We start from the raw sequence: 15,477 nt of genomic DNA, 5'->3' as shown, positions 1-15,477 counted from the left end.
AAGGCTACCAATAATTAAGGGGGTAGATAGTGTGAGAAGAAAAATTAATTACAAGTTTTTATTATCAATAGTACTTGTAATTTGTATAGGAGCTACTTTAATAGGACAAACAACTATAAGTGCAGAGGCAGAAGTGACAAATAAGCCTTCTTTTGATGTTAATATAACATCAGTAAATCCAAATCCTGCAAAAATAGGTGAAGATATTACTGTAAAAGGAGTTATAACGCCTAAGCCTTTTGAATCAGAAGTACCAAGTAAGGAGATTGTTTTAGTACTGGATGTATCGGGAAGTATGGAAGATACAATACAAGTTGAATGTACAAATGAGAGAGTTAATAATTATTGTACAATTCATAGGAAGACTGATTGTAAAGAGGATAAAGAGTGTAATATTGGATGGATACAAAAGGATAGAGGGGGTTATTATTATTGGTATTGTTATGAGCATAGCTCACATGTGGGTTGGGATTGGAATAAACCAAAGCATTGCTCAAATTATAATAACCATAACATTGTAGATAATTATTGCATAGAACACAACAAAGAAGGTAGTCATTCAACAAATACAACAAAAATATCAGAACTAAAAAAAGCAGCTAAGAGCTTTGTGGAAAAAATGAAGAATGAAGGTAACTTAAAGATTGGAATAGCTGCATACTCAAGTGAAGCTGCTGTAAATCCAAATGGAAAGGATAATAACAATCCTTATAAAAATGTTACAAGCTTAGGTAGTAATAGTAGTCATCAAATTCCAAATTATAAATCTATTGAAGCTCCATTTCTAGACATAAATGATAGCAGGCTTGAATCCATGATAGATGGATTAGAGGCTTTGGGAGGAACCAATACTGGTGACGGGTTAAGAAAGGCTGAATACATGCTTGAAAATGGTGATTCCAATGCGAATAAAACTATAGTTTTGATGTCCGATGGATTACCAACATTTTATTCAGTAGCATCAAGTCAAAAGGATTTTTATAAAACTATAGATAAGACAAACCCAAGATTTGCTGGCACAGGTAGTGGAACTGATGATACAGCAGTTTCATATGCAACCCAAATAGGTGGAATTATCAAGGAGACCGCTAATAATGTATTTTCTATTGGGTATGGATTAGGAGATACAAATAGTAATAGTAATAAAACTTTAAAGAAAATTCATGGGTCAATGGGTGGAGGAGAAAGTAACTTTTTTGCATCAGATGATGGAGCTATAGATAAGGTATTTGATCAGATAGCTACGGAAATACTTAAAACCTATGCTATAAGTAATATAGAAATGGAGATGAACCTTACATCAGGATTTGAACTAAGTATAGGTGGGAATATAGCAAGTGTTGACAGTGTTATGTATACTACAGATGGCGTACTTAACAATGGAAGAGTAACATATAAAGCAGAGCCCGTAAATTTTGAGTTTATAATTAAGGGGAATAATGCTGGAGACTATAATAAGTTATTTGACGAAACTCAAGTGAAATTTCCATGGAATGGTGAGATAATAACTGTAGACAAGGTAAATTCATTACCAATAAGTATAATAAATAATGAGTTGCCTAATATAGAAGCTAAACTAATAGGGGATACAACTAATCTAGCTTTAATTAATCAAGATGTGACAGTAACTTATGAAATTAAGCCTGAAAGCTTTCGGTTCCAAGATAATCAAGGAAAGCTAGTACCGAAGGATGTAGCTATTGTAATGGATTTATCACAAGGGCTAGATGATAAGCATATCCTTAAAGAAATTAAGACTGGACTAACTAATCATTTATTAAAAAAATTGGATTCTAAAAATGACAAAGTGAACTATGGATTAGTAACTTATAATGAAGCTATTATTAATACTATAGGACTTGGAAGTAATGACAATATGATGACGGAAATAGGTAAGCTTCAAGTTACTAAGTCTAATAAGAGAAACATAGGACTTGCTATGGAAAAGGCAATAGAGGTTTTATCATCAGGAAGAGTTGATTCTAATAAATTCGTCATATTAATATCGTCTGGAGATGTTATCTATACTGAAGAGCAAATAGAAACCTTGAAGGCAAAAAATTATAATGTTATAAGTCTAGAAATACAATCGCCTAATAGCATTAATAAAAGATTAGAAGATGTTCATAATGAATTAGGTGGAAATAAGGAAGATTATTTTATTAGTATTCCTAATAATGGTGGAAACCATAATGATATACAAAGCAAAATAATAAAAGATATTGAAGATAGAATATCCGTTAATAACTATATGTCATATGTATTTTCAAAGGCTAAATTGAATTTTAATATAGGTGATGAATTAAAAGTGGTTTCTGGGCTTAAGTTGGTAGAGGATAACCCATTAAATAACTATGTGTTAAACTTGCCTGAGATTAAGTATATCTATGATAATGGTGAGTATAAATCAAATCCATTTGAAGTATCCTTTGTGATTAAACCAACAAAGCATGGCAAACATATATTTAAAGATAAGAATGAGATTACTTATAATAGTCTTATAGGAAATCCTTTGAAAAAGAATATAGTAACTCCAACTATACTAGTTTCAGCACAAGAAGATATTAAACATGGTATTTATAATGGGGTTAATGGTACAGAAAAATCTATAATTATAGATACAGTAGAAAGAACTTTAGCAAAGGAATCAAGTGTAACCTTTGCAGCTGCCTTTGAAACTTATAATAATAAAGCAGCTATAGGACTTAAGATTGATAAAAATATACAAGTAGTAGGCAAACCAAAGGTTTATAGAATTGCTGAAGATGGAAGCCTTAAGTTATTAGGTGAAATGACTAATGAACATTTAGATTTAGGATATTCATACACCTTACCAGAAGGTGTAAAGGAAAAAGACGATATAGTTGTTCTGTATAGCGGTGTTTTACCAGTAGAAATAGGTACCTACACAAATATGATTTGTGTTGATGGTAGTGAAGAATCAGCTACAGTAAAGGTTGGAGAGGATAACCTTCCAGATTTATTCTAGACCCAGAATATAAGCCAATTAAAACAAGCTTACTGTGATGACTGAAATTATTACAGTAAGCTTTATTGTAAGCAAATAAATATGCGAATAAATCTTATTTGTATATTCTAATGAAGAAATTTATTGCTATTTATAACAGCAAAGGTATACATGAAAATTATCCTTGACAAAAAGGCTTATTTTAAATAAAATAGGTGTAATCAATTAATAAATATTAACAAAATTCACTCATATATACCTTGAATATGGCAAGGAGTATCTACCAGAAACCGATAATTTCTGACTATGAGTAAAATAGATGTATTTTTTGTGCAAACAAATGGACATGCTAATTTTACTTATAAGTGACACTCTAAATCTTAAATATGAATATAAATATCTAATTTAGGTATTCTAACTTATATAAGATGTGATTTAGTCAGTGAAACTTACTCATTCAAGGAAAGCGAGAATGAGTTTCTAATATTCAAAGCAATATGACAGGTTCAAGAAATTGAGAAGTTTTGCTTATGAATAGGATAAGGTAAAGTGGGCATGTTTTTCTCGTTTTAAATTTTGTGTAATTTAGTTATTACAACTTATATAATCAAAACATTGATAATTTTTATATAAAAAAGAAGAAGGAGAGGGTTTTTAATTATGGCAACAATATTGAAGCAAGCATATACGTTTGATGACGTTTTATTAGTTCCAAATAAATCAGAGGTTTTACCAAAGGATGTTACTTTTAAAACTAACTTAACTAAGAAAATTGAGTTAAACCTACCATTAATGAGTGCGGGAATGGATACAGTAACTGAATCTAAGATGGCAATCGCCATGGCTAGAGAAGGCGGAATTGGCATTATACATAAAAATATGTCAATCGAAGCACAAGCTAGTGAAGTTGATAGAGTTAAAAGACAAGAAAATGGAGTAATTGTAAATCCTTTCTCAACAGGAAAAGATAACATAATACAAGATGCATTAAGCATAATGTCAAAATACAGAATATCTGGAGTGCCAGTAACTGAGAATGGTAAACTAGTTGGAATAATTACAAATAGAGATATAGTTTTTGAAACTAATTATTCTAAAAAAATAAGTGAAGTTATGACTAGTGAAAATTTAATAACTGCACCAGAAGGAACAAGTATTGAAGAAGCTAAGGCAATTCTTGCAAAGCATAAAATAGAAAAATTACCTTTAGTAGATAGTGAATTTAATCTAAAAGGTTTAATTACAATAAAAGATATAGAGAAGGCTATTAAATTCCCTAATGCAGCAAAGGATTCTTCAGGAAGACTACTTTGTGGAGCAGCAGTTGGAGTTACAAAAGACATGATGATGAGAGTTGATGCTTTAGTTGAAGCTCACGTTGATGTTATAACTATAGATACAGCTCATGGACATTCTAAGGGCGTTATAGATGCAGTAAGAGAGGTTAAGACAAAATATCCAGAACTTCAAGTTATTGCAGGTAATGTTGCAACAGCGGGTGGAACAAGAGCATTAATAGAAGCTGGAGCAGATTGTGTTAAAGTTGGTATAGGACCAGGATCTATCTGTACTACAAGAGTAGTTGCAGGGGTAGGAGTTCCTCAACTTACAGCAGTTATGGATTGTGTTGAAGAAGCTGAGAAATCAGGAGTACCAGTTATAGCTGATGGAGGATTAAAATATTCTGGAGACGTAGTTAAGGCACTAGCTGCTGGAGCGAAGGTTTGTATGATGGGTTCAATGTTTGCTGGATGTGAAGAAGCACCAGGTGAAATTGAGATGTATCAAGGCAGAAGCTATAAAGTATATAGAGGAATGGGCTCTTTAGGAGCGATGGCTAATGGTAGTAAGGATAGATATTTCCAAGAAGATAATAAGAAATTAGTACCAGAAGGCGTTGAAGGAAGAATTGCATTCAGAGGAACTGTAGTAGATACTATATATCAATTAATCGGTGGTATCCGTTCTGGAATGGGATATCTAGGATCAGCAACTTTAACTGACTTATATGAAACTGCAAACTTTGTAATTCAAACTTCAGCAGGTTTTAGAGAAAGTCATCCACATGATATAGTAATAACAAAAGAAGCTCCAAACTATAGCGTTAACCAGTAATTTACGTTAAACTAAAATATATGTTAAATAAATAAAATGTAGACATTGAACAGGTAACTTCACCTCATGTTTATTCGGTGAAGTAAGTTCCACTAGCCAAATTACAGATTTGGAGTGTCACTTAAGGAGAGCTTATATATATGAAGAGAGAATTAGTATTAGTTGTTGACTTCGGTGGTCAATACAATCAATTAATAGCAAGAAGAGTAAGAGAACATGGAGTATATTGTGAGATAATTCCATATAGTACTTCTGTAGAAAAAATAAAAGAATTAGATCCAAAGGGGATAATCTTTACAGGTGGACCTAACAGTGTATATGGTGAAGGTACTCCAAGAGTAGATAAAGAGTTATTCGAACTTAATATTCCTATCCTTGGAATATGTTACGGTGCACAACTTATGTCTCATGTTTTAGGTGGAAATGTTAAAACTGCCACTGTTAGAGAATATGGTAAGACAGATGTTGAATTAGCACAAAACAACCCATTATTTGAGGGAATAACTGAAAAGCAATGCTGGATGAGTCATACAGATTTCATAGAAAGCGCACCACAAGGGTTTGAAATCATAGGATATACAAATCAATGTCCAATAGCTGCTATGGCAAATGTAGAGAGAAAACTTTATGGAGTTCAATTCCATCCAGAAGTTCAACATACTCTATTTGGAACAGCAATGCTTAGAAACTTCTTATACAATGTATGTGAAGTTAAGGGTGACTGGTCAATGTCAGCTTTTGCAGAAGAGAAGATTGCAGAAATTAAAAAATTAGTTGGAGATAAAAAAGTACTTTGTGCTTTATCAGGTGGAGTTGATTCATCAGTAGCAGCAGTACTTGTTCATAAAGCAATAGGTAAAAACCTAACTTGCGTATTCGTAGATCATGGCCTACTTAGAAAAGATGAGGGAGACCAAGTTGAGAAGATATTCAGAGAAGGTTTCGATATGAACCTTATAAGAGTAAATGCTCAAGATAGATTCCTTGGAAAACTTAAAGGAGTTTCTGATCCAGAAACAAAGAGAAAAATCATTGGAGAAGAGTTCATAAGAGTTTTTGAAGAAGAATCAAATAAGCTTGGTAAAATGGATTTCCTAGTTCAAGGAACTATCTATGCTGACGTTGTAGAAAGTGGAACAAATTCTTCTGCTACAATAAAAAGTCACCACAATGTTGGAGGACTTCCAGAGGATATCGAATTTGAACTAATCGAACCATTAAGAGAATTATTTAAAGATGAAGTAAGAGCTGTAGGTGAGGAGATTGGAATTGCCCATGATTTAGTATGGAGACAGCCATTCCCAGGACCAGGACTTGCAATAAGAGTACTTGGTGATATTACAGATGAGAAGCTACACATAGTAAGAGAAGCAGATGCTATATTCAGAGAAGAGGTTGCTATAGCTGGTCTTGAAAGTGAAATCTGGCAATACTTCGCTTGTTTACCTAATATAAAATCAGTAGGAGTTATGGGTGATGAAAGAACTTATAGCCATACTGTAGCTCTAAGAGGAGTTACATCTTCTGACGGAATGACATCAGATTGGGCAAGAATCCCTTATGATGTACTAGATAAGGTATCTAGAAGAATTGTTAATGAAGTTAACGGAGTAAACAGAATTGTTTATGATATAACTTCAAAACCACCTTCAACTATTGAGTGGGAATAAAATACATTTTAAATTAGTATTTAACATTTATATATGTTTAAATAAAATCACACCCAAACTTAGCCCTAGGTAAGAAATTACCTAGGGCTATAACTTTTACTCCGAATTTTATATTTGGTTAAGTGAAGGATACGCTACTGAGCACATGCGAGTGGGGAATAGGCTTAGGTGGCTTCAAGGCAGTAATATAAACCAATAGAGAGTTTTATTAGGTGTTTGTGATTAGTGGATTTTTAAAAGCTAATCATAGACACCTTTTTATATTCCATATCTAAAGGTGCAGTAAACCACACAAAGAATAAGAAGTCGAGGTAGTAATTCACTTGCAGAAGTATTAGAGAAGTATATACAACTTAGAGGTGGCAATGCAGAAGAGTATCTATTTCCAAGTATATATAACGACCAATTAGGATTAAAGAAAACAATCTTCTACAAATTGGTTAAAGAATATGAGAGCCAAAAATAATGGGCGTCCAATAATGGATACTCTTTTTTCATTGGTACTATGCAATGGTTATTAATGGGGATATTATCAATCTCACCTCACCCCCCTATTTTGAAGTTTTTGCCAATACATACTTAGACCCTTTTGCAACTCCAAGGATTTTGTAATGATTCGATTTTGACAAGAAATAAAAATTTAACTCAATTGTAAATTAGTATTTGGTTGGATGAAAGATGGTTTAAATTAAAGGTTCAGTCTAAGAATAATGTTAAAAGTTTGTATTTTGTGAATAACATAGCATAATATGACTATGTGAATGATTAAGACCCTTCATTTACTATATCATTGTTAATGTTCGCCTAGTATAATATGACTATGCGAATGATTAAGGAGGAATTGGTTTGTTAGTAAAAAAAATTATTAAGACATTAAAAATTACATATTTGATATTTGCGGTATTACTTACTATAGCTATGCTGTTTGAAGTGCCATCATTTTCAACATCTAGTAAAGATATTTTGATTTATAGGTTAAGTAATTTTTGTTTTTTTGCTATAAGTTTTGTATTACCAGCAGTATTCATTTTATTGCAATCTATTAGAAAGAAAATACCTTTATTTAAGAAAGAGAAATTAATATTCACTATTCTTGGGTGTTCATTGTTGTTTGTTATAGGAATGATAGTATATGGTGGTATTGATTCATTTCATTCTGCTGAATATAATGTTGCGAAATCTAAATATGATACAGTAATTGAAGCGAAAAAAGTAGAAGTTAATAAAATAAAAGCAGAGGCTAAAGCACAAGCAAAAGCTGAAGCTAAAGCTAAAGAAGAGGCTGAAGCTAAAGCTAGAGAAGAAGCAGATGCTAAAGCTAGAGAAGAAGCAGATGCTAAAGCTAAAGAAGAAGCAGATACTAAAGCCAAAGAAGACGCTAAGGCTAAAGAAATAGCAGATGCAAAGAAAGTAGCCGAAGATAAAACAAAAACAGATGCTGATGCAAAAGCTAAAGCTGATGCAGAAGTACAAGCTAAAGCTGATGCAGAAGTACAAGCTAAAGCTGATGCAGAAGTACAAGCTAAAGCTATCGCAGATGCTAAGGTTAAAGCAGAAAAGGATTTTGATGATTGGGTAAATAGTCAGTTTAGTCCTTGGGACGGTTCAAATTATAATCTTGTGGATCTTATAAAACAAAATATGAATGATCCAAAAAGTTTTGAGCATATAGAAACAACACAAAGTATAGAAAAAGGAAAAGGTATAACCTTATATATGAAATATAGAGGTAGAAATGCTTTTGGTGGGTTAATTATAAATACTGTAGAAGCCTATGCTGATTACAATACACAAGTTTTACAGGTTACCAAAGTTAATTGAGTAGATAATAAATAATAGAATTTATTAGGAATAGCTATTTCAACATTAATATTTTAACAATTTTAATGAAGCTTGTATTTGCAACAAAAGACTGGGAATTGACATTCATTTGGAAAGCTAGATATGAAATCTCAATTTAATTTAAAATAATAATTTAAACCTCTGATTAATTTCAGAGGTTATTTATTTTAAATGAGTGCATTAGATAAATAAGATGAATATTCATTCTATATAATAGTAAAAATTAATATGTTAATTGATAAATACATAAAATTGAAAAAAATTGCATAATAATGTATACTGCTAGTAGAGAAATAGTACAGTATTTTAAGAAAAAGGGTATAATGCGTATTAGTGTTTATACTATATATAGGTTTTTATTTTTAATGCTATAAATACACTATAATACAGGAGGGTGATATAAATGACAGAAGCTATAAACTTAGGACTTAGAAATCTTGGGGGATTTGTAAGCGAGAGTCAGATTAATAATCTTAATCCTATGGTAGCCGCTGCACATAAGGTCTTACATGATAAAAGTGGTGCAGGTAATGACTTTTTAGGGTGGATGGATTTACCTGTTAATTTTGATAAAGAGGAAGTTCAAAGAGTAAAGGAAGCAGCTAAGAAGATACAAGAAAATTCTAAGGTTCTTATTGTTATAGGAATTGGTGGATCATACCTTGGAGCAAGAGCTGTCATAGAGTCTCTTACAGGAAACTTTTTTAATAATATGTCTGATGAAAATAGAAAAATTCCAGCAGTATATTTTGCAGGAAACAACATAAGCTCAACTTACTTATCACAACTTTTAAGTGTTATAGAGGGTAAGGATTTTGCTATAAATGTAATATCAAAATCTGGAACTACTACAGAGCCAGGAATAGCCTTTAGAGTATTTAAAGAAATAATTGAAAATAAATATGGAAAAGAAGAAGCTAAAAATAGAATCTTTATAACCACAGATAAATCTAGGGGAGCACTTAAGAAGCTCGCAGATACAGAGGGTTACGAAACCTTTGTTATTCCAGATGATATAGGAGGGCGATTCTCAGTTTTAACACCAGTAGGATTACTTCCAATTGCAACTGCAGGGATAGATATTGATGGGTTGTTAAAGGGTGCACAAAATGGAAGAGAAGCCTATGGAAATGAGGATGTGAATACAAATATTTGTTATAAATATGCAGCTATAAGACATCTATTATATAACATGGGAAAAACTACAGAGATACTTGTTAACTATGAACCTTGTCTTCAGTATTTTGGTGAATGGTTTAAACAATTATTTGGAGAGAGTCAGGGTAAGGATGGCAAAGGAATATTCCCAGCATCGGTTAACTTTTCTACAGACTTACACTCCATGGGTCAATATATTCAAGATGGAAGAAGAAACATTTTTGAAACAGTAGTAAATGTGGAGAAAGTGCCTGTAGAATTATCTATAAAAGAAGATAAAGAAAATGTAGATGGTCTTAACTTCTTAAGTGGAAAAACTATAGATTTTGTTAATAAAATGGCTATGGAGGGAACAGCTCTTGCGCATACAGAAGGTGGAGTTCCTAATATGTTTATAAATATTAAAGAGTTAACTACTGAGGTAATTGGAGAACTTATATACTTCTTTGAGAAGTCTTGTGCAATAGGTGGGTATTTACTTGGAATAAATCCTTTTGATCAAGAAGGGGTAGAAGCTTACAAGAAAAATATGTTTGCACTACTTGGAAAGCCTGGATATGAGGAACTTCAAAAGAATCTTCTTGAGAAGTTGGAGAAATAGCTATGGCAATTATAGTAGACGGTGATGGATGTGCAGGAAGAGGAATAATAGAAGAAGTAGCAAAAATGTATAATATTCCTCTAAAAATATATTGTGATATACATCATGTAATAACTTCAGAGTATGGAGAGGTTATTGTGATGGATAGTGGATTTCAAGCTGTAGATATGAAGGTTGCTAATGAAGCTAAGAAAGGCGATATTATTGTAACACAAGATTATGGAGTAGCTGCCATGGTACTAGGTAAAAAATCCTATGCAATCAGCCCGAAAGGATATGTTTTTTCTGAAAATAATATAGATAAGTTATTATTTGAAAGACATATTAGTGCTAAGGTAAGACGTAGTGGGGGTAAGACTGGTAAGCATAAAAAAAGAAGTGAAGATGATAATATAAGCCTTAGAGATAATCTTATAAAGCTTGCTGAAAGAACCTTAATGGATGAATAGCTAACCATAGAATAGAATTAATAGACTACTTGTAGAAATATATTCTGCAAGTGTTTTTTTTCATGGATTTTGTCTAATAAATTATAGGGAATATACAACAATATGTCTTGTTACATAATATGGTAAGGTATATAATATAACTACAACGATAAAATGTAACAATAATACAATATAGGCATATATTTGGGGGAATGTACATGAATGAAATGATTATAGGTACAAGCTTACAAAGTCCACAAGAGAAGGGTGTAAAAATTAAATTATATATAGAAAATGAAATGTCAGATGATTTATTATATAAATTTATAGTAAAATGCGATGGAGGTTGTTGGGAAACTCTAAAAGACTTTCATGAGGATAGTTTTGCTTACTGGACACCAAGGGAAGATGGGAAATATATAATTATGGTTTTATCTAAGAGGGTGGATAGTAAGAAGTCTCATGATTTTACTTCAAGAATGGATTATATCATAGGATCAGTAGGAGAAAAACTCATAAAAAATATCACAATCAGTAGCAATGAGATAAGGTTAGGAGAAAAAATAGAGATTAATATTACAACTAGTAGACTTCCCATTATGTGTAAGTATTGGATAAAGAAAGAATGCAAATGGGACCTTATAAAGGACTATTCTTTAGATACTACACTAAGCTTCACACCAGATTGCGAAGGTGATATGGAGATGTTGGTTGAATGTAAAGATGAGAAGTCAGAAAATCAGTTTGATGATTTTGAAAATATTGAATTTAAAGTTACGCCTATGAAACCTATTGAAATAAAAAATATAAAGTGTCTAAGTGAGGATTTAATAGTAGATAATGAATTAATCTTTGAGATTGATGCTCAATTTGATGAGAGCAGAGTTGTGCTATACAAGTTTGTTAAGATTGATGAATATGGTGATATGAGAGTAATCCAAGATTTCTCTAGCAAACGGTTAGTAAACTTTATAGAGAAAGTACCAGGTAAATATAAGTTGTTATGTATTGTAAAGGATATGTATTCCCATGAAAAATATGATGCTAGAGCTATAGTTCACTATAATATAGTGAGGTACAAGCCTATAAAGATACTAAGTTTTACCTCTGATTTAAGTTCACCTCAATTAGAGAAGACTCCAGTGGAGTTTAAAGCTATATGTTCTGGAGGAAATAATATACTTTATAAATATGTTATCGATGGTAACTATAATGAGAGTTCAAACTATTCTACAAATAATAGTTACAGATGGATACCTGAGAGAAGTGGAGTCTATAGAGTGGAGGTATTAATTAAAGATAGTAGTTATAAAGGGGATTATGAAGAGAAATCTACCATGGATTTTATTATAGATGAAGATTGTACTCATAATATTTTTATTAAGGATATTATACTTGATAAGGATAAGCAAGTTTTAGTAAACAAATCTTTAAATATAAAGGTGGAAGCTGCTGGTGGAAATAATTTATTATATGAATTCATTATAAAAAGAGATGGACAACAAGTGGAATTTTGGGAATATGCTGAGGAGAATTATGGTGAATTTACTCCAGATAAGGTCGGTAAGTATGAGATAGAAGTTAAGGTTAAACATCCAAAATCTAAAAGGGATTATGATGTTCATTCAGTTATATACGTTGATTGCAAAGAGTTTATACCTGCTAAAATAGATTATATACTTACAGAGCAAAAAGATATGTATATATTAGGCGATGAAATTGTTCTTGAGGTTATAACAGAGAATACTAGAGATACATTAGTCAGATATAAGGTTGAAATAAATAGTAGGGAAGTAGAAACTACAGAATTCTGTAGTGAAAAAAAATTTAAACTTATACCAAAGTGCGCTGGATACTATAAAGTTAAGGTATATTGTAAAAATGCCTTTAGTAATAAGGAATATGATTGTAAAAAAGAGATAGATATAGAGGTGTTGCAGGGAATACCAGTTACAAATTGTAAGATAATCCTTGATAAAGAAGTTATAAAATGTAATGAAGATGTGAATTTTTATGTAGAATGTGATGGTGGTAAAGATAACTTATATGAGTTTTATCTAATGGAAAGAGGAGAATGGAAGGTAATACAAAAGTATAGTAAGAAAAATTATTATACCTTTATGCCTTTTCATAAAGGTTTTTATAAGATATTAGCCTTGTGTAAGAGCAACTATGCTAAAAGTTCCTATGAGGATTATTCAATTTTTGAGGTTCAATGCAAAGAATAAGTTTGTAAATAAGATAATAATTTAATGTTATCCTTAAGTATTATCTAATTAGTAACGAAATTTAATTATCTGGTATAATATAGTCATTGCTATAATAGTAAATATTTTTAATTGTAGCTATCGTATCAGGTTGTAAATAAAGATAAAAAATTCTATACATCTATTTATTTTAAAGATAAGATTATAGAAGAATTAAATGAACTAAAGGGAGATGAAGTAATGAGTTACGATGTAAGTCGTGTATATAATGGAGTAAGTACTTATGTTAATGATGTGATAAAAACTAAAGAATATACTACATCTAAGGAAAAAGATGAGAATGGAATTACTCAAAATAAATATGTTCAGGGTGTTGGAATTGTTAATGATACCTTAAGTTCTACTACAAATACAAATGATTTGCTCACACAACTTATGAATATGGGACTAATGTCAGGAGGTTTGACTTCAAATGATAAGGATGGCAGTTCATCAAGTACAAGTGGATTTAGTATGATTATGTCATCACTTCTTAAGGCTATGAGTGAAAAAGATCAACAAACACAATTAGCTATAGATAAAAACAGCCAGACTAATGGTTTAGATCGGTTAAGCAATATTATAAGTAGACCTTCAGGAAACGTTATAGATACAGTTAATTCTAATGTTCCTCAATCAGAAAGAATTGAAAGTGCTATAGCAACTGCTTCAGAAAAATATGGAGTAAGCCAAGGGTTAATAAGTGCTATAATTAAAACAGAATCAAATTATAATCCCAATGTGGTTTCTTCAGCAGGAGCTAAGGGCCTTATGCAACTAATGCCAGAGAATGTATCATACTATGGTGTTAAGGATCCATTTAATATTGAAGAAAATATTGACGCAGGAACAAGACACATACAGGATTATTTAAAGGATTATAATTATAACTTAGATATGGCTCTGGTAGCCTATAATTTTGGACCAGGAAATATGGCTTCTAGAGGGATAACAAGTTCTAGTGATTTTTATAAATTACCAACAGAAACTAAAAATTATTTAGTAAAGATTAATAATTTATTATAATAAAGATATAAACCCTTCGCAATATGAGGGGTTTATTTTATTTTCTAAATGGTTTAGAATTAGTGAGTGTTGATTTAAGTGTAATTCTAAGTCTATGAGTTAGTTAGTTGAATTTATTCATTTCAATAAATATGATAAGATGTTTTATATTAGTAAGTTATACATCAAATAATAGGGCATTATTTGAATAAGGTAATTAACTAAAGTGATATAATAACTAAAAGAAGTAGGTAGTATTATAAGTTAATTAATTTATAATATAAAAGCTTGGATAATACTTAATATATAAATAAAATATGAAGAAGTGTGAGGAGATTTTATGGAACGTTTAGATAAAATATTAGGAAACATGGGTTATGGTAGTCGTAAAGAAGTTAAAGCTAGATGTAGAAAAGGCGAAGTTACAGTTAATGGGGAGAGCGTTAAAGATAGTGCAGCAAAGATAGACCCAACTACTGACATTATAGATGTAAATGGGGAAAGAGTTAATTATAGAGAGTTTATTTACTTACTTTTAAATAAGCCAGCAGGAGTTGTTAGCGCAACTTTCGACAATCATGACGAAACTGTAGTTGATTTATTAGATCCAGAGTATCAAATATTTGAACCATTCCCAGTGGGAAGACTTGATAAAGATACTGTAGGGTTTTTATTACTAACTAATGATGGAACTTTAAATCATAAATTAATATCACCTAAGAATCATGTAAATAAGGTTTATTATGCAGAAATAAATAAGCCTGTAGATGAAAGTGATGTAGAAAAATTTAAAAAAGGAATAGTTATAGATGATGGATATAAGTGTATGCCAGGAATTCTAGAGATACTCAGCTCAACAGATGATGGTTCGGAAGTATTAGTTACTATACAAGAAGGTAAGTTTCACCAAGTAAAAAGAATGTTTGAAGCTTTGGATAAGTCAGTTGTATATTTAAAACGTGTTAAATTTGGACCAATGGATCTTGATGAAACCTTAGAAGAGGGTGAATATAGAGAATTGACACAGGAAGAATTAGATGTATTAAAAAACTTATAATAATAGACATATATACATCAATATTAGTACAACTTTCGACTATTGGAGTAAAATATTATAGATTTAGGGTATTTTGTAGAAATTAGAAGTATTAACAATTAATTTATAAAATTTATTATAAATTCACTTGAAAATATCAAAAACAATATGTATAATAAAAGTGTAAATAGAATAAATAACCCCTTTTTATTTATTGGTATAACCTCCCCCAAAGGTTATACAGTTATTTTATGTCGAATTTAATTGCATATTATTGCAAGGGAAAAATCCGTTGGCTAGGTCAATGGATTTTTTCTTTTTTTTATTAGAGTTTATAATATTTTTAAACTATAGTGACATAATTATATAAATATAGTTAAAATTTTCTTATAAATTAGGAAATTTTAG

The 15,477-nt window shown here is 31.0% G+C and carries 9 protein-coding genes and 1 riboswitch; all 9 genes read left to right on the top strand.

The genetic code is table 11. From position 1 onward, the window contains the following. Positions 1-31: 31 nt before the first annotated feature. The 9 genes from RSD37_RS08475 to RSD37_RS08435 all read left to right on the top strand — a co-directional run bounded on the left by RSD37_RS08475 (position 32) and on the right by RSD37_RS08435 (position 15,090). On the top strand, positions 32-2,989 hold the full coding sequence (locus tag RSD37_RS08475; RefSeq protein ID WP_346946288.1) for a VWA domain-containing protein: 2,958 nt from the start codon (positions 32-34) through the stop codon (positions 2,987-2,989). Positions 2,990-3,197: 208 nt separating this feature from the next. After that, a riboswitch (purine riboswitch) is annotated at positions 3,198-3,295 on the top strand. A 333-nt stretch (positions 3,296-3,628) separates the two neighbouring features. Then, positions 3,629-5,083 (top strand): IMP dehydrogenase, encoded by a 1,455-nt coding sequence (guaB, locus tag RSD37_RS08470; RefSeq protein ID WP_346946287.1) that lies wholly within the window; start codon positions 3,629-3,631, stop codon positions 5,081-5,083. 140 nt (positions 5,084-5,223) lie between these two features. After that, positions 5,224-6,753, top strand: coding sequence for a glutamine-hydrolyzing GMP synthase (gene guaA / locus RSD37_RS08465; protein WP_346946286.1), 1,530 nt, complete (start codon positions 5,224-5,226; stop codon positions 6,751-6,753). A gap of 846 nt (positions 6,754-7,599) precedes the next feature. Next, positions 7,600-8,574 carry a hypothetical protein gene (locus tag RSD37_RS08460; RefSeq protein WP_346946285.1) on the top strand — a complete coding sequence of 325 codons (975 nt, stop codon included), beginning with the start codon at positions 7,600-7,602 and terminating at the stop codon, positions 8,572-8,574. 424 nt (positions 8,575-8,998) lie between these two features. Further along, positions 8,999-10,354, top strand: coding sequence for a glucose-6-phosphate isomerase (locus RSD37_RS08455; RefSeq protein WP_346946284.1), 1,356 nt, complete (start codon positions 8,999-9,001; stop codon positions 10,352-10,354). Positions 10,355-10,356: 2 nt separating this feature from the next. After that, positions 10,357-10,803 (top strand): YaiI/YqxD family protein, encoded by a 447-nt coding sequence (locus tag RSD37_RS08450; protein ID WP_346946283.1) that lies wholly within the window; start codon positions 10,357-10,359, stop codon positions 10,801-10,803. A 197-nt stretch (positions 10,804-11,000) separates the two neighbouring features. After that, a complete protein-coding gene (locus tag RSD37_RS08445; protein WP_346946282.1) occupies positions 11,001-13,010 on the top strand; it encodes a triple tyrosine motif-containing protein in 2,010 nt (669 codons plus the stop codon). 219 nt (positions 13,011-13,229) lie between these two features. Further along, positions 13,230-14,054, top strand: coding sequence for a lytic transglycosylase domain-containing protein (locus RSD37_RS08440; RefSeq protein ID WP_346946281.1), 825 nt, complete (start codon positions 13,230-13,232; stop codon positions 14,052-14,054). Between the two features lie 319 nt (positions 14,055-14,373). Then, positions 14,374-15,090 (top strand): pseudouridine synthase, encoded by a 717-nt coding sequence (locus RSD37_RS08435; protein ID WP_346946280.1) that lies wholly within the window; start codon positions 14,374-14,376, stop codon positions 15,088-15,090. The last annotated feature ends 387 nt before the right edge of the window (positions 15,091-15,477 follow it).

It is taken from the genome of Clostridium sp. (assembly GCF_036646415.1).
GTDB lineage: Bacteria > Bacillota > Clostridia > Clostridiales > Clostridiaceae > Clostridium_J.
This window is presented reverse-complemented; position numbering and strand designations above follow the sequence as displayed.

What these genes read in the sequence shown, in the direction of transcription:
- RSD37_RS08450 (WP_346946283.1), top strand. Translation starts at nt 10,357, where the DNA reads ATGGCAATTATAGTAGACGGTGATGGATGTGCAGGAAGAGGAATAATA.
- RSD37_RS08435 (WP_346946280.1), top strand. Translation starts at nt 14,374, where the DNA reads ATGGAACGTTTAGATAAAATATTAGGAAACATGGGTTATGGTAGTCGT.
- guaA (WP_346946286.1), top strand. Translation starts at nt 5,224, where the DNA reads ATGAAGAGAGAATTAGTATTAGTTGTTGACTTCGGTGGTCAATACAAT.
- RSD37_RS08455 (WP_346946284.1), top strand. Translation starts at nt 8,999, where the DNA reads ATGACAGAAGCTATAAACTTAGGACTTAGAAATCTTGGGGGATTTGTA.
- RSD37_RS08445 (WP_346946282.1), top strand. Translation starts at nt 11,001, where the DNA reads ATGAATGAAATGATTATAGGTACAAGCTTACAAAGTCCACAAGAGAAG.
- guaB (WP_346946287.1), top strand. Translation starts at nt 3,629, where the DNA reads ATGGCAACAATATTGAAGCAAGCATATACGTTTGATGACGTTTTATTA.
- RSD37_RS08440 (WP_346946281.1), top strand. Translation starts at nt 13,230, where the DNA reads ATGAGTTACGATGTAAGTCGTGTATATAATGGAGTAAGTACTTATGTT.